The sequence below is a fragment of the Leucobacter sp. MMO-125 genome, from assembly GCF_037148395.1.
GTDB lineage: Bacteria > Actinomycetota > Actinomycetes > Actinomycetales > Microbacteriaceae > Leucobacter.
Genome location: NZ_JBBCTL010000002.1, coordinates 181814 through 200436 on the forward strand (window position 1 = coordinate 181814; position 18623 = coordinate 200436).

Annotated in this window: 15 protein-coding genes; 9 read left to right on the forward strand and 6 right to left on the reverse strand. The window is 68.8% G+C overall.

Annotation, left to right across the window (positions count from 1 at the left end; translation table 11 throughout):
- Positions 1 to 84 precede the first annotated feature (84 nt).
- Positions 85 to 807: an alpha/beta fold hydrolase gene (locus WFI54_RS05585; protein ID WP_336651808.1), complete on the forward strand. Its 723-nt coding sequence runs from the start codon at positions 85 to 87 to the stop codon at positions 805 to 807.
- 137 nt (positions 808 to 944) lie between these two features.
- Here WFI54_RS05585 and WFI54_RS05590 read toward each other — a convergent pair whose 3' ends face one another.
- Positions 945 to 1943 (reverse strand): aldo/keto reductase, encoded by a 999-nt coding sequence (locus WFI54_RS05590; RefSeq protein WP_336651809.1) that lies wholly within the window; start codon positions 1941 to 1943, stop codon positions 945 to 947.
- Positions 1944 to 2105: 162 nt separating this feature from the next.
- On the opposite strand from WFI54_RS05590, the gene WFI54_RS05595 reads away from it, so the two are divergent.
- Complete coding sequence (locus WFI54_RS05595) at positions 2106 to 2864, forward strand: SDR family NAD(P)-dependent oxidoreductase (RefSeq protein WP_336651810.1); 759 nt, start codon at positions 2106 to 2108, stop codon at positions 2862 to 2864.
- A gap of 124 nt (positions 2865 to 2988) precedes the next feature.
- Here WFI54_RS05595 and WFI54_RS05600 read toward each other — a convergent pair whose 3' ends face one another.
- Entirely contained in the window at positions 2989 to 4419 is a 1431-nt protein-coding gene (locus tag WFI54_RS05600) for an amidohydrolase (RefSeq protein WP_336651811.1), read from the reverse strand.
- Between the two features lie 182 nt (positions 4420 to 4601).
- Here WFI54_RS05600 and WFI54_RS05605 point away from each other — a divergent pair, with 182 nt between their 5' ends.
- The 7 genes from WFI54_RS05605 (at position 4602) to WFI54_RS05635 (ending at position 12081) form a co-directional block, all read left to right on the forward strand.
- The gene (locus tag WFI54_RS05605; protein WP_336651812.1) at positions 4602 to 5717 is read left to right on the forward strand and encodes a zinc-binding dehydrogenase; all 1116 of its coding nucleotides are present in this window, start codon (positions 4602 to 4604) and stop codon (positions 5715 to 5717) included.
- A gap of 42 nt (positions 5718 to 5759) precedes the next feature.
- Positions 5760 to 6722, forward strand: coding sequence for an aldo/keto reductase (locus WFI54_RS05610; RefSeq protein ID WP_336651813.1), 963 nt, complete (start codon positions 5760 to 5762; stop codon positions 6720 to 6722).
- Between the two features lie 2 nt (positions 6723 to 6724).
- The gene (locus tag WFI54_RS05615; RefSeq protein ID WP_336651814.1) at positions 6725 to 7771 is read left to right on the forward strand and encodes an alpha/beta hydrolase; all 1047 of its coding nucleotides are present in this window, start codon (positions 6725 to 6727) and stop codon (positions 7769 to 7771) included.
- Positions 7768 to 8796, forward strand: a complete 1029-nt coding sequence (locus WFI54_RS05620; RefSeq protein ID WP_336651815.1) for an alpha/beta hydrolase — start codon at positions 7768 to 7770, stop codon at positions 8794 to 8796. Before WFI54_RS05615 ends, WFI54_RS05620 begins: the two co-directional genes overlap by 4 nt.
- A complete protein-coding gene (locus tag WFI54_RS05625) occupies positions 8793 to 10172 on the forward strand; it encodes a multidrug effflux MFS transporter (RefSeq protein ID WP_336651816.1) in 1380 nt (459 codons plus the stop codon). Before WFI54_RS05620 ends, WFI54_RS05625 begins: the two co-directional genes overlap by 4 nt.
- Positions 10173 to 10204: 32 nt before the next feature.
- On the forward strand, positions 10205 to 11620 hold the full coding sequence (locus WFI54_RS05630; protein WP_336651817.1) for an aldehyde dehydrogenase family protein: 1416 nt from the start codon (positions 10205 to 10207) through the stop codon (positions 11618 to 11620).
- A 104-nt stretch (positions 11621 to 11724) separates the two neighbouring features.
- On the forward strand, positions 11725 to 12081 hold the full coding sequence (locus tag WFI54_RS05635; protein ID WP_336651818.1) for a nuclear transport factor 2 family protein: 357 nt from the start codon (positions 11725 to 11727) through the stop codon (positions 12079 to 12081).
- 195 nt (positions 12082 to 12276) lie between these two features.
- On the opposite strand, the gene WFI54_RS05640 is transcribed toward WFI54_RS05635, so the two are convergent.
- The 4 genes from WFI54_RS05640 to WFI54_RS05655 all read right to left on the reverse strand — a co-directional run bounded on the left by WFI54_RS05640 (position 12277) and on the right by WFI54_RS05655 (position 18575).
- Entirely contained in the window at positions 12277 to 14682 is a 2406-nt protein-coding gene (locus tag WFI54_RS05640; RefSeq protein ID WP_336651819.1) for a DEAD/DEAH box helicase, read from the reverse strand.
- Between the two features lie 220 nt (positions 14683 to 14902).
- The gene (locus WFI54_RS05645; RefSeq protein WP_336651820.1) at positions 14903 to 15781 is read right to left on the reverse strand and encodes an ABC transporter ATP-binding protein; all 879 of its coding nucleotides are present in this window, start codon (positions 15779 to 15781) and stop codon (positions 14903 to 14905) included.
- Positions 15778 to 17637, reverse strand: coding sequence for a dipeptide/oligopeptide/nickel ABC transporter permease/ATP-binding protein (locus WFI54_RS05650; RefSeq protein ID WP_336651821.1), 1860 nt, complete (start codon positions 17635 to 17637; stop codon positions 15778 to 15780). Before WFI54_RS05650 ends, WFI54_RS05645 begins: the two co-directional genes overlap by 4 nt.
- Positions 17634 to 18575, reverse strand: coding sequence for an ABC transporter permease (locus tag WFI54_RS05655; protein ID WP_336651822.1), 942 nt, complete (start codon positions 18573 to 18575; stop codon positions 17634 to 17636). The genes WFI54_RS05650 and WFI54_RS05655 overlap by 4 nt, the downstream gene beginning before the upstream one ends.
- Positions 18576 to 18623 lie beyond the last annotated feature (48 nt).

Below are 18623 nucleotides of genomic sequence, written 5' to 3' on the forward strand. Positions count from 1 at the left end.
TCACGGCTCACAACCCGCCCAGACCACCAGCCGCCTCGCTGGCTCCCGTCCCCCGATTCCCGTTTCACCGTCGAAAGGTCGATCATGGCACTCAGCGTCCACCACTTCCCCGCCGCAGACACCCAGCAGCCCCCCGTGGTGCTGCTGCACGGCTTCGCGTCGAGCGCATCCGAAGACTTCCTCGACACAGGCTGGGCCGAGGCCTTGGCAGCTGCAGGTCGCAGCGTCATCGCCATCGACTTGCCCGGCCACGGCGACAGCCCGGCCATCGCAACAGCCGACGAGGCCGCAACCTCGGCCGTCGTCGCGGCGATCCTCGATGCCGCCGCGACCGTCGCCCCCGAGGGCGACCTCGACGTCATCGCATACTCGCTGGGCTCGCGACTCGCCTGGGAGCTGCCCGCCGCGTCACCCCGCGTGCGCCGCCTGGTGCTCGGCGGCCTCAGCGCCTTCGAGCCCTTCACCGCAGTCGACCCCGCAGAGCTCGACGCCGTGCTCGGTGGAGCCGAGCCCACGAACCCTCTCGTCGGCATGATGGCCGGCATGATCTCAGCGCCCGGCCGCGACACCGCCTCGCTCGCGAAGCTGATCCCTGGTCTCGCAAGCGAGCCCTTCGCACCCCAGCAGGGTGGCCCCGCGGTGCCGACACTGCTCGTTGCGGGCAGTGACGACCAGATGACGCAGGGCATCGAGCAGATGGCCGACGCACTGCCGCAGGCATCGCTCACTCACGTGCCCGGCGACCACCGGGCAGCGCTCGACAGCCTCGAGTTCCGCGAGGCCGCGATCCACTTCCTCGCCCAGTAGCGGCCCCGCCCACAAGGGCCGCGCGTCGAGTCGGCCCCCAATTCACGCGAACTGGGGGCCGACTCGGTATGAACAGGCCGACTCAGCGGGCAGACGTGCCGACGGGCGAGCACCGGCCGACGGGCCGGCAGCCCCGGCTAGGCGGCCGGCGGGGCCCAGACGCCGTCGGCACGCACCTCGCGGTCGAGCCAGAGACCCGCCACAGCCTCACGGATCCGCTCAGCCCCCACGCTCTCGAGCAGCGGGATCGCGCCGAGATTGTCCTCGAACTGGCGCACGCTCGACGCCCCGAAGAGCACGTTCGCGGTGGCGGGGTTCGCCAGGCAGAACGCAATGCCGAGCTGCGCCGGGGTCGCGCCGAAGGAGTCGGCGATGCGCTGCACCTCGGGGTAGGCGGCAACGATGCGCTCCCGAATACCACCCACATCGGCGCCGATTTTGCGCTTGGGGCTGAGCTTGCCCACGAGAATGCCACCCTCGAAAGCGTCAGACGCTTGCAGCGCCAGCACGCCCTCTGTAAACCAGCGGCCGTAGAACTCTCCCTCGGCCATGCTGCGCCTCACCAGCCCGTATTTCAGCTGGGCGAAGCTGGGCGGAGTGAGCCCCTCTGCCGCGACGGTGTCGAGCGCGAGCTGCAGCGCTTCGGCCGGCCAGTTGTTGACCCCCCAGCTCGTGAAGCTGCCGCGGTCAATCTCGGCCTGCACGTCGCGCACCACCTGGGCGATATCGATGTCGCCCATGAAGTCGCCGACGACGACGGTGTCAAAGCTCTCGGGCCCGCCCGCGCCCGCCCCGATGCGTTCGAGCGACACGTCCATCTGTCCGGCGAAGCCGGTCTGGGGGTACTCCCACAGCCAGAGCTTGCCGCAGAGCTGGTAGTCAGTGCGGGCGAGGCCCAGTTCGCGGATGGCCTCGCCGAAGAGCAGGTCGGTGCGCGAAGCCTCGGCGTGCGGCCCCATGTTGTAGTAGGCGACGTCGAAGAATGCCGAACCGGCTTCGACGGCGCGGTTGATCAGCGCGAGGCGATCCGCCACTTCCATGCGATCCCAGATATTCCAGGAGCCGAGCGCGAATACCGGCACCTCCGGTCCGCCCGGCCCGAGCTTTCGAGTGGGAACCCTGCCTGTGAATGCCACAACCGCCTCCTCGCAGTGTCGACTTCGGGGCGCGCGGCTGCTGCCGCAGATCCGCACTCCCTTTATTTTCTACGATCGTATAATATAAAGGCTGATCGATCCAGCGCACACCGCAGCGGCGCCCAGAATCATCCCCACACCAGCCTCGACGAAGGAGTCACCGTGACCTCACCCACCCCCGGCAGCGCCGGATCCCGCACCGTCCTCATCACCGGCGGCGCCGGCGGCATCGGGCAGGGCATCGCCCGCGCGTTCATCGCGGCGGGCGACCGCGCGATCCTCGCCGACCGCGACACGGCAGCCGTCTCCGCGGCCGCCGAGGCACTCGGAGCCGAAGCCCTCACCCTCGACATCACCGACGCAGCCGCCGTCACACAGGCATTCCAGAGCCTCGCAGCACGCGGCAGCGTCGACGTGCTCGTCAACAACGCAGGCATCCTCTCGGTGCACGGCGCCGTCACCGAGCTCGAACCCGAGGCCTACCGCTCGATCCTCGAGGTCAACGTGATCGGCACCTTCACCATGATCCAGGCCTTCGCGAAGCACCGCATCGCAGCCGGAGGCGGCGGCAGCATCGTCAACATCTCATCGATCGGCGGCCGCCAGCCCACCCCGGGCATGGGCGCCTACGAGTCGAGCAAGGCCGCCGTCGACTCCGTCACCCGCTGGGCCGCCATCGAACTCGCCGCGCACGGCATTCGCGTCAACGCGGTCGCCCCTGGGCCCGTGCTCACCCCGATGCTCGAAATGGGCATGCCTGAAGGGTCACCCGCGCGCGCAGCCTGGTCGAGCCGCATCCCCCTCGGCGATCTCGCGAAGGTCACCGACATCGCTCCGTCCGTCGTGTTCCTCGCGAGCGAGCAGGCCGGTCACATCACCGGTGTGAGCCTCGCCGTCGACGGCGGCCAGCTGCTCACCTGATCTTCTGAGGGTGGGGTGGGGGGGGGCCGCGCCCCCGCCCCCCCCCCCCCCACCCCCGGCAGCGCCGGCTGCAACGGCGCCGGGGCGGGCCTGGGCCAGCCCAGCCCCGCTGCAGGTGCTCCGGCTATCGCTCGAAGATCACTTGGCCGTCGAGCACGGTGAGATCGACGGGCACCTCGGGCAGGCCCTCCGCCCCCACTTCGAAGGGATCGCGCGCGAGCACCACCAGGTCGGCCACCTTGCCCACCTCGACGGTGCCCTTCCACGACGCCGCACGATCCTGCGCCGCGGGCACCGCAGTGTAGGCGCGCAGCAGGCGGTGCAAGCGGGCACTAGCGACCTCGGGTGAGGCGTCACCGCCCATCATCACGATGCGTTCCTCGGCGGCAGCCACCCAGTGTCGCCAGTCGAAGTGCAGCACCGGAGCATCAGACGACAGCACGAGCACGCCGGCATCGAGCGCGGCACCGAACTGCCAGGCCTCTGCTGCGGCATCAGCCCCCATCATCGAGGCAAGCCACGAGCCGGTGATGGTTGCGATGCCGGGCTGCGCATTGAACCAGACACCGAGCTTAGCCATGCGCCGCACCTGATCGGAGGTGGCGAGGTCGCCGTGAATGATGACGTGGCCGAGCTGCTGGGAAGTCGGCGCGCCCGGCTGGGCGGCGGCTTCGGCGATCGCATCGAGGGCGAGGCCGATGGTGCGGTCGCCGGTGGCGTGCAGGCCGATCTGCAGGCCTGCGGCGTGCGCGGCGCGGATCATCTCGGCAAGGCCCTCGGCCTTTTGCTCGATGCTGTCACCGTCCACGAGCAGGTCGCCGTGGGTGCCGTCATCATAGGCACGGTCTGTCCAGGCCTGGCGCGACAGCGGGATGAGGTCACCGAAGATCTTGACGCCGGGCACATTGAGCCAGGTGGGCTCGGGCTCGGGTGCGGCGGCGGCACGCTCGCGGATGCCGGAGAGCACGGTTTCGACGTCGCTCGGGCCGTCGAGCACGCCGTATAGGGCGAGCATGGTGACGCGCTGCTGCAGCTCCCCTTCGGCGGCGAGTTCGCGGTAGACGTCGAGCACTTCGCTGTGGAAGCAGCCCGTTTCGCCGTCGTCTTCACCGGGACCGATGCCCGGTTCGGTGTAGCTGGTGATGCCAAGCTCGGAGAGCATGCGACCGGCATTGAGGATCGCGGCACGGCGGGCCTCGCGGTCGACGGCGAGCGCGCCGCTCAGCTGTGCCGCGACTTCGGGGTCTGGGGCGCCGAAGAAGGTGTGGGGCCAGCGGGCTCCGAGCCAGGCGGCGTGCAGGTGGGAGTCGTTGATACCGGGCAGCAGTGCTCGGCCGTCGAGGTCGATCACGCGGGTGTTCGCGCCGATCAGCGGTTCGATGTCGGCCTGTGCGCCGACGGCGAGGATGCGACCCCCCGCCACTGCAACCGCTTCGGCGCGGCTGCCGGCCTCGTCCATCGTGAGCACCGATCCGCCGATCAGCACCAGATCGGCTGATGGTTCTGATGCCGTGGCGGCACTGCCGCCCGTGGTCGCCGCACTGCGCCGCGTCATGATGCGCTCCGCTTCGGTGTCATTGATGCGCTCCGTCTCAGTGGATTCTCTCGCAACAGCGAGGCCCGCGACTCGTCAGTGAATCGGGGCTTCCCGTTTGGGTCAACGTATGTAGAATAAAACCACATCCTCGGCATCCGGGCAACGACGCCATGCCGATATCCCACGGAATGGAGCTTTCGATGACGATTCCCACATCCACGCGCGCAGCCGTGCTCACCGAGCACGGAGCCCCGCTCGAGATGCAGGAGCTGCCCCTCCCCGACCGCGTCGAGCCCGGCGCCGCCCTCGTACGCATCACCTGCACCACCCTCTGCGGCACCGACATTGAGATCTGGGCCGGCAAAATGACCTTCCCAGGCATGCTGCCCATGGTGCTCGGGCACGAAATGGTAGGCGAGGTTATCGCAGTCGGCGAAGGCACCGTCGACGCCCTCGGAGAACCCCTCGCAGTGGGCGACCGCATCGGCTGGTCCGAATCGGTGTGCGGTCAGTGCTTCGGCTGCACCGTGCTGCGCCAGCCCGTCGCATGCTCCCGACGCGGCTACGGCTTCCTGCAGCGCAGCGACGTGCCGCCCTACGCCACGGCAGGCCTCTCGGAATACGCCTACGTCACCCCCGGCGCACAGAAGCTGCGCCTCCCCGCCGAGGTCAAAGACACCTGGGCCTCCGCCGCGGGCTGCGCCGCGAAGACGGTGCTGCGTGCCTTCGACCGCGCGGGCGGAGTGCGCCCTGGATCCCGCGTCGTCGTGCAGGGATCCGGCGCGCTCGGGCTGTTCGCCACCGCCGTCGCCAGCATCTCCGGCGCCGGCACCGTCATCACAGTGGGAGCGCCGGCCCCCCGCCTGGCACTCGCCGAGCGCTTCGGTGCCACCCACACCATCGACATCGCGGGCGGCTCCGAGGCGACAATCGCGCGCGTCATGGAGATCACGGGAGGCCAGGGCGCCGACCTCGTGCTCGACTTCGCGGGCGCGCCGAGCATCGGCCCCGAGGCCATCGGCATGGCCGCCCAGCGCGGCACCGTGGCCATCGTCGGCTCCACCGGTCCCACCGGCGACCCCTTCCCGCTCTCAGCCATCATGGGCAAGGAACTCACCGTCGTCGGCTCTCTCAACGGCGATGTCTCCGACTACTTCCGCTCCATCGAGTTCTTCCGCACCTTCGCCGACCGCTTCCCCTGGGACGAGCTGTTCTCGCAGCCCTGCGGCCTCGCAGAGGCCTCCGACCGCATTGCAAACATGCACCAGCTCGGCGAGGTCAAAGCCGTGATCGATCCGCGGATCGACGCCGCCTGATCCGCCGCAGCGCCGCACGCAGACCCCACGAAAGGATTCCCCATGACCACCCCCGTTCCCCGCCGCCGCATCGGCCGCAGCGAGCTCGAAACCTCCGTCTTCGCCCTCGGCTCATGGCACATCTACGACCGCATGCACTTTGAAGACGCCGTCGCCATGGTGCGCACCGCCATCGACCGCGGCATCAACCTCTTCGATGTGGGCGTCTACGGCGCCCCCGGCATGCCGCCCGCCTTCACCGATGTGCTGTTCTCGGCGATCATCCGCGCCGTGGGCGTGCCCCGCGACTCATACCTGCTCTCCGAAAAGCTCTGGCTCGAAGGCTGGGACGCCGACCACGGCTTCCGCCCCCAGCTCGAAAACGCGCTCTTCCGCGTCGGCGACGACCACGCCGACCTCGTCATTCTCGGCGACCTGCGCCGCGACGACCTCGAACTGCGCGACATTGCACTCAGCCTCGACGAGCTACAGCGCGCAGGCCTCATCCGGGCCTGGGGCGTGAACAACTGGTCGGCGTCGAACGTGCAGGCCCTGCTCGACATCGCCGCGACCGAAGGCATCGCCGCCCCCGAAATCGCGCAGCTCAAGTACAGCGTCTCCCGCCGCTCCATCCCCGACGGGGAACCCTTTGCGAAGCTCTGGCAGCAGGGGCTCTCCATGCAGGCCTCCGACGTGATGGAGGGCGGCTACCTCGCCGGCAAGGTCTCGACCGAGCGTGAAGTCGGCCGCGACCCCGGCGGCATCCGTCAGCGCATCATCGACGACGTGCCCGCCTTCGTCGCCCTCGCCGAAGAACTCGGCGGCACCCCCGCACAGCTCGCCATCGCATTCACCCTCACTCACCCGGCAACCGCGACCACCCTCTTCGGCACGTCGAGCGCAGCACAGCTCGAAGCCAACCTCGGCAGCCTCGAACTGCTCGACCGCATCGGAGCCGACACCATCAGAGCACGCGTCGAACCGTTCTGGGCCGACCGCGGCCTCGTCAACCCCGAAGGGCCGTGATCATGAGCACCGAAGCCACCGCAGACACCGGATCCGCCCGCCCCGTCGCCCACGGCCGCCCCAGCGTGCCACCCGTGCCATTCGACCCCGAGATCACCCCCGTGCTCGACGCGCTCGCGGCCGCACCGCAGCCCGGCCTCAGCCGCGACACCCTCGCCGCCATGCGCGAACCCGGGCTCGGCCCCGGCTTCCCCAGCGGCGCAGAGCTCGTCGCGGGCCGCGCAATCACCGCAGAAGAGCGGCTCATCCCCGGCCCCCACGGCGCCCCCGAATTCGAAATCACCGTGTTCGCGCCGGCCGACCGCGGCCCCGATCCGCTGCCCGTGCTCGTCAACTTCCATGGCGGCGGCATGATCGTCGGCCATCGCAGCTGGGAGCACGGGCGCGTCATCGACCTCGTCGAGCGCCACGGCGTGGTCGGCATCAACGTCGAATACCGCCTCGCCCCCGAGAACCCGTACCCGGCGGGAGCCGAAGACAACTACGCCGCCACCCGCTGGGTCGCGGAGCACTCCGACGAGCTGGGTGTCGATCCAGGTCGTCTCATCGTGATGGGCGGCAGTGCGGGCGGTGCCTTCGCCGCGGCGGTGTCGCTCATGGCCCGCGACCGCGGCGGCCCCGCGATCGCCGGGCAGCTCCTGCTGTGCCCCATGCTCGACAACACCAACACCACAGTGTCGAGCCTGCAATACGACGGCATCGGCACCTGGACCCGCGACGCGAACCTGCTCGCCTGGGAATGCGTACTCGGCGAGGAACTCGCTTACTCAGACCGGGCACCCGCCTACGCCGCACCATCACGCGCCTCCGACCTCTCCGGCCTGCCACCCGCCTTCATCGAGGTGGGCGCTGCCGAGATGTTCCGCGACGAAGACATCGACTACGCCACCCGCATCTGGGCCACCGGCGGCCAAGCCGAGCTGCACGTCTGGTCCGGCGGCTGCCACGGCTTCGACATGTACATGCCCGACGCCGAGATCACCCGGGCCGCGCTCGCATCGCGCGACTCGTGGATCGCCCGCATGATCGGGGCGGGGGTCGAGCGATGACCGCCCAGCAGCCGTACCGCGCCGTCGAGCCGGAAACCCGCCCCGCGACGGTCCCCTACGACCCCGAGCTCGAAGCTGGCCTCGCCTTCTTCCTCGACCTCGTCGAGCGGATCCCGCTACGCGCCCATACGATCCTCGAGAACCGCGCCCACTTCGCCTCGATCACGCCGTCGATGGAGGTGCAGGCCGATGGCCGCGCCATCGAGTGGGAGCACCGCACGATCCCCGGCCCCGCGGGCGCCCCCGACGTCGAGGTGACGATTGTGCGCCCCCGCGAGGCGGCGACGCCCGCCGGTTCCGCTCCTGCCCGGCCAGCCGTGCTCGGCATCCACGGCGGCGGCTACGTGCTCGGCACCCGCTTCTTCGGCACCGCCGAGCTGATCGACCTCGCCGAGCGCTTCGGCACGGTTGGCGTCGCGGTCGAGTACCGGCTCGCCCCCGAGCACCCCGCCCCCGCTGCGGCAGAAGACTGCTACGCGGCGCTCGTATGGATGGCGCAGCACGCCGACGAGCTCGGCATCGACCCGGCACGCATCGTCGTCTCGGGAGCCTCGGCAGGCGGCGGTCTCACGGCAGCAGTCGCGCTCATCGCACGGGATCGCGGCGGCCCCGCACTCGCCGGGCAGCTCGTCGGCTGCCCCATGATTGATGACCGCAACGCGACGGTCTCGGCGTGGCAGTACGACGGCATCGGCGCCTGGGATCGCAACAACAACGACACCGGCTGGGATGCCGCACTCGGCGCTGACCGCGGCGGCGAGCGCGTGCACCCCTATCAGGCACCTTCCCGAGCCACAGACCTGTCCGGGCTACCGCCCGCGTTCATCGAGGTCGGATCGGCAGAAGTGTTCCGCGACGAATCCGTCGACTATGCGAGCCGCATCTGGGCGGCCGGCGGTGAAGCCGAACTGCACGTCTGGTCGGGCGGCTATCACGGCTTCACCGGGTTCTCGCCGGACGCCACGGTGTCGCGGGCGGCGAACGACGCCCGCGACAGCTGGTGGCGCCGGATCCTCGCCCGATGAGCGCGCGCACGCGCCGCCGGGCGGGGGCCTCCCCCGCCCGGCCGATGGGGCTGCTGCGCATCACGCTGGTGCTCGGTCTGCTCGAAGCGTTCGGCCCGCTCTCGATGGACCTGTACCTGCCGCAACTGCCGCAGCTGGCCCGCACCCTCGGCACCTCTGACGCGCTCGCACAGGCGACCATGTCGGTGTGCATGATCGGGCTCGGCATCGGGCAGCTCGTGGCCGGCCCGCTGTCTGACCGCTACGGGCGCAAGCGGCCCCTGATCGTGGGGGTGGTGCTGTTCGCGGTGCTCTCGGTAGTGTGCGCGGTGGCCCCGACGATCGAGGTGCTGCTCGCAGCGCGACTGCTGCAGGGCCTTGCCGGATCGGCTGGCGTAGTGATCAGTATGGCCGTCGCGCGCGACCTCTTCCACGGCATCGAGCTGTCGCGAATGCTGTCGCTGCTCGCACTCGTAACCTCCGTCACGCCGATCATCGCACCGGTGATCGGCGGTCAGCTGGCACGGGTGATGGACTGGCGGGGCATCTTCTTCGTGCTGGCCGGGATCGGCCTCGCGCTCGTGTTCGTGGCAGTGTTCGGGCTGCGCGAGTCGCTTCCCGAGAACAGCCGGCACTCGGGCAACGTGCTCGGCACCACGGCGAGCCACGCCTCGGTGGTGCTGCGCGATCCGCTGTTCGTGGCGCTCATGCTGGCGGCGTGTGTGGGCGGCGCGGCGTTCTTCTCGTACCTGTCGATGTCGAGCTTTGTGCTGCAGGGCCAGTTCGGGCTCACACCGCAGCTCTTCAGCCTCGTCTTCGCGATGAACGCGCTCGCACAATTGGGCGGCGCGCAACTCAGCAGGGTGTTCGTTCGCCGACTCGGCACGGCCCGGATGTACCTGACGGGACAGCTCGCGGGCGCCGTGGCCGCGTTCGCGCTGCTCGGTGTCACGCTGCTCGGGGCACCCGCTCCCGTGTTCATCGCGCTGCTCGCCCTGTATCTGGGGGCGGCAGGCCTCGGCGGGCCGAACGGCACCTCGCTCGCGCTGAGCGGGCACGGCGCCCGGGCCGGCACCGCGTCTGCGCTGCTGGGGATGGCGATGTTCACGGCGGGTGCGGTGGCAGCGCCGCTGGTGTCGGCGCTCGCCGGCAGTTCGGCTGCGACGATGGCGACGAGCATTGCCGCGGCGTCGGCCGCGGCTGCGCTGGTCGGTTGGCTCGCAGTTCGACGGCTGGCACCCGCTGAAGCGCGGCGCCCGCTCACCAGGCAGGCGCGGGCGGAGGCCGAAGCGGTATCTCTTCCGGGCACCGCGACGGGGCCCGTGCCGACTGTTCCCTCAGAGACAACGGGGGCACCGCACGAGTCAAGCCCGCCCCTGCGCAGAGAGCTACCCTGATGATGTCTAGCGGTATTTGACCTGGAGGATCCATGGAAACCTACGAAAGCCTGCTCGCCGCAATCGTCGCCACCGACGGTGACACGCGCGACTCGGTCAACCCGGCCACCGACGAGGTGATCGGCAAGGTGCAGAAGCAGTCGATCGAGGATCTCGAGGCCGCGATCGATAAAGCCGAAGCTGCGCAGCCCGCGTGGGCGGCGCTCAGCGACGACGAGCGCCGTGCATACCTGCACCAGGCCGCCGACAAGATCGAGGCTTCGGCTGAGGCGCTTGCCGAGCTGCTGTCTCGCGAGCAGGGCAAGCCACTCAACGGCCCCAATGCCCGCTTCGAGGTGGGCGGCTGCGTGGCGTGGACCCGCACCGCTGCCGAGACTCCCCTCCCTGTTGAGGTGCTCATCGATGACGAGTCCGGCTACGCCGAGATGCACTACCGCCCCATCGGCGTCGTGGGTGCGATCTCGCCCTGGAACTGGCCCATGATGATCTCCATCTGGCAGATCGCCCCGTCGCTGCGCATGGGCAACACCGTGGTGATCAAGCCCGCCGACACCACCGCACTGTCGGTGCGAGCGCTCGTCGCTGTGATGAACCAGGTGCTGCCCGAGGGTGTGCTCAACATCGTCACCGGCCCCGGTCGCACTGTGGGCGATGCGCTCACCCGCAGCCCGAAGATCGGCAAGATCATGTTCACCGGTTCGACGCCGGTGGGCCAGCAGATCATCGAAGCCTCCGCGAACAACGTGACCCGCCTCACGCTCGAGCTCGGCGGCAACGACGCCGGTATCGTGCTTCCCGATGTGGATCCCGCGGCCATCGCCGAGGATCTGTTCTGGGGAGCGTTCATCAACACCGGCCAGACCTGCGCCGCGCTGAAGCGCCTCTACGTGCACGACTCGGTCTACGACGCCGTGGTCGATGAGCTCGCGAAGTTCGCGGCGAACGTGCCGATGGGCGTCGGCCTCGACGAGAACAACGTTCTCGGCCCGCTGCAGAACCGCGGCCAGTTCGACACCGTCGACCGTCTGGTCGAGGCCGCGAAAGCCTCGGGCGCTCGCGTGGTGCTCGGCGGTGAGCCGGATCGCGACGCCCCCGGCAACTTCTACCCGACCACGATTGTCGCCGACATCGATCCGCACAATGACCTCGTGGTCGAGGAGCAGTTCGGCCCGGCGCTGCCGGTGATCCGCTACACCGACCTCGACGAGGTCATCAAGCTCGCAAACGAGCTTGAGTTCGGTCTCGGCTCTTCGGTGTGGACGCAGGATCGCGCCAAGGCCCTCGAGGTGGCCGGCCGTCTCCAGGCCGGCACCACCTGGATCAACTCGCACGGTGGACTGCACCCGATGGTGCCGTTCGGCGGCGCGAAGAAGTCGGGCTACGGCCGCGAGTTCGGTGTCGAGGGCCTGAAGGCTGTCGCCGAACCCCAGGTGATCAGCGGACGCTGATCCTGAAGCAGGAGCGAAGGGGGAGCGTTCGGTGCGCGAGCGCTCCCCCTTCGTGCCAATGATGCACCTCACATCTCCAAGTTCAGAGCGAAAGAGCAGCAGTCATGAGTGAAGCAGCCGCGGTCGAGGCCGCAGTGCAGAAGTACGTCGACGGGTGCAAGGCCGCCGACGCTGAGGTCGTGCGAGACGCCTTCGACCCGAACGCGGTGATGTGGGGTTACCTCGGCCCCGACTACGTGACGATGAGCGGCGCCGATTTCGCGGCGAACGTTGTTGCGACGGCTGAGCCGTCGGGCCCGGACTATGGGTCTGAGATTCACAGCGTGTCAGTCACCGGCGACATCGCGCACGCCGTGCTCGACGAGCGGGGCTTTCTCGGGGCCGACTTCCGCAATCACTTTGGGCTCATCAAGCGCGACGGCGTGTGGCGCATCACGAGCAAGGTCTTCACCACGGTCTGAGCATCGGCTCCGACGCAGGGGCCGACCGTGCGAGGCATGAGCCGACGATCGGTTCGTGTGCCACGCAATCGTCGACCGGTGCAGCCAGCGCGACGACACCAGCCCTGAATACGCCTGCGGCCCGGGATCTCTCGTCTGAGAGATCCCGGGCCGCAAGCGTCGATACTTCGAAGCGTTCGTCAGAGACTGACCGGATTACCAGCGCGGCTTGCGCTTGCCATCGGCGCGGTTGTTGCCGCCGTCACGGTGACCGCCGTCACGGAATCCACCGTCGCGCTTGCCACTGTCGCGGAACCCGCCGTCTCGGCTGCCACCGCGATCGTAGCGGTCACCGCCGCGGTCGTAGCCACGTCCGCCGCGATCCTTGTCGTAACCGCCACGATCGTAGCCGCCGCGATCCGAGCGGTCGTTGCGGTTGCGGTCGTAGCCGCCGCGCTCATCGCGCGAACCACGGTCGTAGCCGCCGTTGCCACCGCGATCGTAGCCGCCGTTGCTTCGGCCGTAGCCGCCGCGCTCGTCGCGGTCACGGCGCTGGTAGCCGCCCGAACGGTCGTTGCGGTCATTGCGATCGCCTCGGCCACCGCGCTCGAAACGGTCGCGGCCACCACCGTACGAACCACCCTTGTCGACTTTGATTTCGATGAGCTTGCCGCTGATGCGGGTCTGTCCGAGCCGCTCGAGCGCCTCTGCCGACAGCTGCTTCGGCAGCTCGACCAGGGTGAACTCATCGCGGATCTGGATGCGACCGAAATCGTCACGCGACAGGCCGCCTTCGTTGGCGAGTGCGCCGACGATCTGCCCGGGCTTCACCTTCTGGCGGTGGCCCACCTCGATACGGTACATGGCCAGATCGTCACGACGCTCGCGGGGGCCGCGATCCGCACGCTCACTCCGATCGCCCCGCTCGGGGCGATCACCGCGGGCGCGATCACGTGAACCGTCTTCGAGGAAGCGTGCAGCCTGCGCACGGTCGCGCTCGAACTTGCGGTCGTCGGATTCGGTGAGCAGCAGCGGCGTGTCACCCTGCGCCACCACGGCGAGCGCGGCGGCCACATCGGCCTCGGGCACGTTGTGGTGGCGCACGTAGTGGTCGATGATGTCGCGGAAGGCCTCGATGCGCTTGGTCTCTTCGAGCGCCGCCGTGATGGCGTCGTCGAAGCGCGAGAGACGGGTCGCGTTGACCTCGTCGACGCGCGGCAGCTGCATCTGGGTGAGCGGCTGCTTCGTGGCCTTCTCAATGGCGCTGAGCAGGCGACGCTCGCGCGGCGTGACGAAGCTGATGGCGTCGCCGGTGCGGCCGGCGCGGCCGGTGCGGCCGATGCGGTGCACGTAGCTCTCAGTGTCGATCGGCAGGTCGTAGTTGACGACGTGGCTGATGCGCTCCACGTCGAGACCGCGCGCCGCCACATCGGTTGCGACGAGAATGTCGAGCTTGCCCTCCTTGAGCGCCTGCACAGTGCGTTCGCGCTGCGCCTGCTGGATGTCGCCGTTGATGGCGGCGGCGGAGTAACCGCGAGCGCGCAGCTTCTCGGCAACCTGCTCGGAATCGCCGCGGGTGCGGGTGAAGACGATCAGGCCGTCGAACTCTTCCACCTCGAGGATGCGGGTGAGCGCATCGAGCTTCTGCGTGTACGACACCACGGTGTAGCGCTGGGTGATGTTCGAGCTGGTCTGCGTTTTGCCCGCAATCTTCACCTCCTGCGGGTCGTTGAGGTGCTGCTGCGAAATGCGGCGGATCTGGGCCGGCATCGTCGCAGAGAACAGCGCAACCTGCTTCTCAGCGGGGGTATCGGCGAGGATCGTCTCGACGTCTTCTGCGAAGCCCATCTTGAGCATCTCGTCGGCCTCGTCGAGCACCAGGTACTTGATCTGCGAGAGATCGAGCGAACCGCGCTTGAGGTGATCCATCACGCGGCCGGGGGTGCCCACGACGATGTCGACGCCGCGACGCAGCGCACTCAGCTGCTGGCCGTACGCCTGGCCGCCGTAGACCGGCAGCAACCGCACCTCGGGCAGGTGCGAGGCGTACGACTCGAAGGCCTCGCAGACCTGCAGCGCGAGCTCGCGGGTGGGTGCCAGCACGATGGCCTGCGGCACGCCGAGGCCCGGCTCGATGCGGGAAAGGATCGGCAGGGCGAACGCTGCGGTCTTGCCGGTGCCGGTCTGGGCGAGACCCACAACGTCGCGGCCGCTGAGCAGCACGGGAATCGTGGCCGCCTGGATCGCCGACGGGTTCTCGTACCCCACATCGGTGATGGCGCGCAGCACGTCGGGGTTCAGCCCGAGATCAGCGAAGGTGGTGCGCGGCTTTTCGGCAGCAGCCTTCTCGGTGGACTTCTCGGCAGGAGCTTCTTCGGCAGCCTGCTCAGCTTCAGCGGGCGCGGAGGCCGGTGCCTCGGATGCTGCTGGCGCGGCTTCGTCAGCGTCGGTCTGGGGGGCGGCGGGGGCCTCGGGGGTGGTCTCGGATGCGGTGTCAGCCGGGGTCTCGGCCTCCGCGGGAACTTCGGGCTGGGTTTCAGCCGGTACAGCAGCCTCGGTGGAGGCCTCGTCGGTGGCGGTCTCGATGGGCTCGCCTGCGTCGACGTATTCAGAATTGCTCATCATACAAGCCTACCGCGGATCGCGTGCCGCCACGCCGAACCTCCCCCATTGCTTTCCCCGCTCCCCACCGCTTCCTCTGCACACCCCAGATCCCCCGCCCCTGCCCGCTCAGCTCCCCTCCGTGCCTGCCCACGACTCTCACAGACCGAGGTGGGTACAAACGTCGAAGCAGAGCTGCGGGGCAGGGGCAAGGGCAGGTGGTAGACCTCGGGGCCAGTGCCTAAACAGCGGAGGTTTCGCGGAGGGCGAGCCATTCGGCGCGGCGCTGGGCCTGCAGTGCAGGATCGGCCACGGGAGAGGCTGCGAGCAGGCGCTGGCTGTAGGGGTGCTTCGGATCCCGCGTCACCACCTCGCCGTCCCCGATCTCGACCAGGTTGCCGCGGTACATCACAGCGACACGGTGGCAGATGCGGCGCACCACACCCAAGTCGTGCGACACGAAGAGGTACGACACCCCCGTGTCACGCTGCAACTCGATGAGCAGGTCGAGCACCGTCGCCTGCGTGGTGAGGTCGAGGGCGCTGACAGGCTCGTCGCAGATGATGAGCCGCGGTCGACGCACGAGTGCGCGAGCGATCGCGATCCGCTGCCGCTGGCCTCCCGAGAACTCACTCGGGTAGCGGTCGATCACGTTCGCGGGCAGGTTCACCCGCTCCAGCATCTCACCGACCACCTTGCGCGCTTCGGCACGGGAGGTGCCCGCCGTCGAAAGCGGCTCGGAGAGAATGTCGCCGACCGTCATCATCGGGTTCAGCGATCCGTAGGGATCCTGAAACACCACCTGAATATCGGAGGCGAGGTCGCGCCGCGCGCGACCCTTGAGGTGCGTGATGTCGCGACCATCGAAGGTGATCGATCCGCCCGCCACGGGCACGAGGCCGAGGATCGCCTTGCCGAGCGTCGACTTGCCGGAGCCTGACTCACCGACGAGACCCACGCACTCCCCCGCACCGATCTCGAGCGAAACCTCGTGCAGCACCCGGTTGGGCTTGCGCCGCGAGCCATACTCGACGACGACGTTCTCGGCCCGCAGCAGGGGCTCGCCGTGCGCCGACGGCTGCACCACCGGCGCGGCCTGCGACTTGATCGTCTCGCTCATGCGTGCTGCTCCTCGTTCGTGGCGTGGACGGCGCCGGGGTGGGCGGGTGCGGTGCTGGCGAGCCCGGCGTCGAGCTCGGCGCGACTCTCGGCACCGTCGAGCGATGCCGCGATGAGTTCGCGGGTGTAATCGCTGTGCGGGTTCGCGAAGATTGGCTCGACATCGTCGATCTCGACGATCGACCCCGAGCGCATCACGACAACACGATCACACAGGTCGGCGACGACACCGAAGTTGTGCGTGACGATGATCAGCGCCATGTTGTACTCCTGCTGCAGCTCGCGCAGGAGTTCGAGCACCTCCGCCTGCACGGTCACATCGAGCGCCGTGGTGGGCTCATCGGCGACGAGCACCGACGGGCGACCCGCGATTGCACCGGCGATGAGCACACGCTGCGCCATACCGCCCGAAAGCTCGTGCGGGTACGACTTCATCACGCGCGCCGGGTCGACGATGCCAACGCGGTCGAGCATCGCGAGCGCCCGGTCGCGCGCCTCGGCCCGGCTCATGCCGTGCACCGCACGCAGCGGTTCGGTCAGCTGGTAGCCGATCGTGTATGAAGGATCGAGGTTCGACATCGGCTCCTGGGGAATGTAGCCGATCTCGTGTCCGAGCAACTGAGCCCGGTCGCGCTTGGACAGCGTGGTGACATCCTCGCCTCCGATCCAAAGCGCGTCAGCCGTGTAGTAGCCCGACTTGGGCAGCAGGTCGAGCATCGAGAACACCGTCTGCGACTTGCCCGAGCCCGACTCCCCCACAATGCCGAGCACCTCGCCGGGTGAGACATCGAGGGTGATGCCGTGCACCACCTCGACCTCACCATCAGCGGTTTCGTAATTGACGCGCAGATTCTCAAGACGCACAGCCGAGTCGACGGCGGCGACCGAAATCGAGCCGGTAGTCGTGGTGGTGGCACCGGCGGGCTTCTTCTCGGCGTTGAGGCGCGCGATCCGCTTCCGCTCACGACGCGACAGCGTGGGGGTTTTGACACTGATGACGTCCGCGAGGGTGGAGCCCATGATAGCGAGCGCGGCGATGGTGATGCCGAGCGCGAGCGAGGGCCACAGCAGCAGCAGCGGATCGGTACGCATGACCCGGAAGCCCTCGTTCATCGCGGCACCCCAGCCGGGGGTGGTGCCGCCGCCGATGCCGAGGAACTGCAGGCCGGCCTGCATGCCCATCGCCATGCCTGCGGTGAGGGCCGACTGGATGACGATGGGGGCGATGACGGCGCGGATCACGTGGCGAGCCATGATGCGAATGTCGGAGAGGCCTGCCACCTTCGCTGCGTCGACGTAAGCTTCGCCGCGCACCGCCATGACGGTGGAACGGGTGAGGCGGAAATAGCCGGGGGCCATGAAGACACCGACGGTGATCATGAGCACGGTGAAGTCGTTGCGGAAGGCCGCGGCGACGATCAACAGGATGATCATGCCGGGGATGGCCTGCAGGCCATCGCTGATCCAGGTGCCGATGCGGTCGACGGCGCCGCCGTAGTAGCCGGCGGCGAGGCCCGAGGGCACACCGATCACGAGGGAGGTGACGATTGCCACGAGGGCGCCCCACAGAGTGATCTGGGTGCCCCAGATGATGCGGCTGAGCACGTCGCGGCCGGTGGTGTCGCCGCCGAGCGGGTGCTCGGCGCTGGGCAGCGCGCGGGTGAGTTCGAGGTCGACGGCGTTGGGGTCGTGGGGCGCGAGCCAGGGTGCGAACACCGCGACGAGCACGATGAGCAGCAGGATCGCTGTGGTGATGGCGCCGGCGGGGCGGCGCAGGAAGCGGGCGAACGTCGAGCCGCGGCTGCCGCCGCGCGAGTCGACGGCGTCTGCGACGGTGTCGGTGATCGGGGCGGTCATTTCACACGAGCCTTCGGGTTGATCCAGCCGAGCAGGATGTCGAGCAGGAAGTTGACGATGACGACGAAGATGACGGTGATCACCGTGATGCCGAGCAGCATCGGAATGTCGCCGTTCTGGGAGGCGCCCTGGGTCATTGCACCGATGCCTGGCAGGGCGAAAATCTGCTCGACGACGATGGCGCCCGAGAGCAGGCCGACGAACATGAGGGCGAGGATCGTGAGCGAGGCTGGGGCGGCGTTGCGCAGCAGGTGGATCACGATGCGCCACTGGGGCAGACCACGGCTGCGTAGAGTGCGCACGTAGTCCTGACGGTCGGCCTGCATGATGGCGTTGCGCAGCTGTTCGGCGATCATCACGATCGCGCCGAGTGCGAGGGCGATCGCCGGGAGGGTGATCGACTGCAGCCAGCCACCCACTGACTGTGAGGGCTGGGTGTAGCCGACGGCGGGGAACCATTTGAGCTGCACCGCGAAGGTCATCACGAGCACGAGGGCGACCCAGAAGCCCGGCAGCGCGAAAAGGATCACGGATCCGGCTTTGACTGCGCGATCGATCCAGGTGTTGGGGCGGAGGCCTGCGATGACGCCGAGCACGCCGCCGAGCACTGCCGAGAGCAGGATGGAGACGGTCACCACGGAGAGGGTGACCGGCAGTTTCAGGGCGATCTGCTTGCCGATGGGCTGGAAGTTCTTCCAGGAGTCACCGAAGTCGCCGCGCAGCATGCCGCCGATCCAATCGCCGAACTGCACGAGCAGCGGGCGATCGGTGCCGATCTTCTGCGCGAGCGCTGCCTGCGCCTCCGGCGTGGCTGCGCTGCCGAGCAGGCCGAGGGTGGGATCCGGGATCGCGGCGTGCGCGAGGAAGAATGTGCCTGTTGCGACGGCGAACAGCAGGATCACCCCCGAGAGCAGCCGCTTGAGCGTAAATGAGAGCATCGGATCTCCTGGGTCGAGTTCTTACAAATCGTCGTGCTGAGCGGGCGA

Coding starts and splice junctions, on each gene's coding strand:
- WFI54_RS05585 (WP_336651808.1), top strand. CDS start 85: ATGGCACTCAGCGTCCACCACTTCCCCGCCGCAGACACCCAGCAGCCC.
- WFI54_RS05600 (WP_336651811.1), bottom strand. CDS start 4,419: ATGACGCGGCGCAGTGCGGCGACCACGGGCGGCAGTGCCGCCACGGCA.
- WFI54_RS05605 (WP_336651812.1), top strand. CDS start 4,602: ATGACGATTCCCACATCCACGCGCGCAGCCGTGCTCACCGAGCACGGA.
- WFI54_RS05610 (WP_336651813.1), top strand. CDS start 5,760: ATGACCACCCCCGTTCCCCGCCGCCGCATCGGCCGCAGCGAGCTCGAA.
- WFI54_RS05615 (WP_336651814.1), top strand. CDS start 6,725: ATGAGCACCGAAGCCACCGCAGACACCGGATCCGCCCGCCCCGTCGCC.
- WFI54_RS05620 (WP_336651815.1), top strand. CDS start 7,768: ATGACCGCCCAGCAGCCGTACCGCGCCGTCGAGCCGGAAACCCGCCCC.
- WFI54_RS05625 (WP_336651816.1), top strand. CDS start 8,793: ATGAGCGCGCGCACGCGCCGCCGGGCGGGGGCCTCCCCCGCCCGGCCG.
- WFI54_RS05630 (WP_336651817.1), top strand. CDS start 10,205: ATGGAAACCTACGAAAGCCTGCTCGCCGCAATCGTCGCCACCGACGGT.
- WFI54_RS05635 (WP_336651818.1), top strand. CDS start 11,725: ATGAGTGAAGCAGCCGCGGTCGAGGCCGCAGTGCAGAAGTACGTCGAC.
- WFI54_RS05640 (WP_336651819.1), bottom strand. CDS start 14,682: ATGAGCAATTCTGAATACGTCGACGCAGGCGAGCCCATCGAGACCGCC.
- WFI54_RS05645 (WP_336651820.1), bottom strand. CDS start 15,781: ATGAGCGAGACGATCAAGTCGCAGGCCGCGCCGGTGGTGCAGCCGTCG.
- WFI54_RS05650 (WP_336651821.1), bottom strand. CDS start 17,637: ATGACCGCCCCGATCACCGACACCGTCGCAGACGCCGTCGACTCGCGC.
- WFI54_RS05655 (WP_336651822.1), bottom strand. CDS start 18,575: ATGCTCTCATTTACGCTCAAGCGGCTGCTCTCGGGGGTGATCCTGCTG.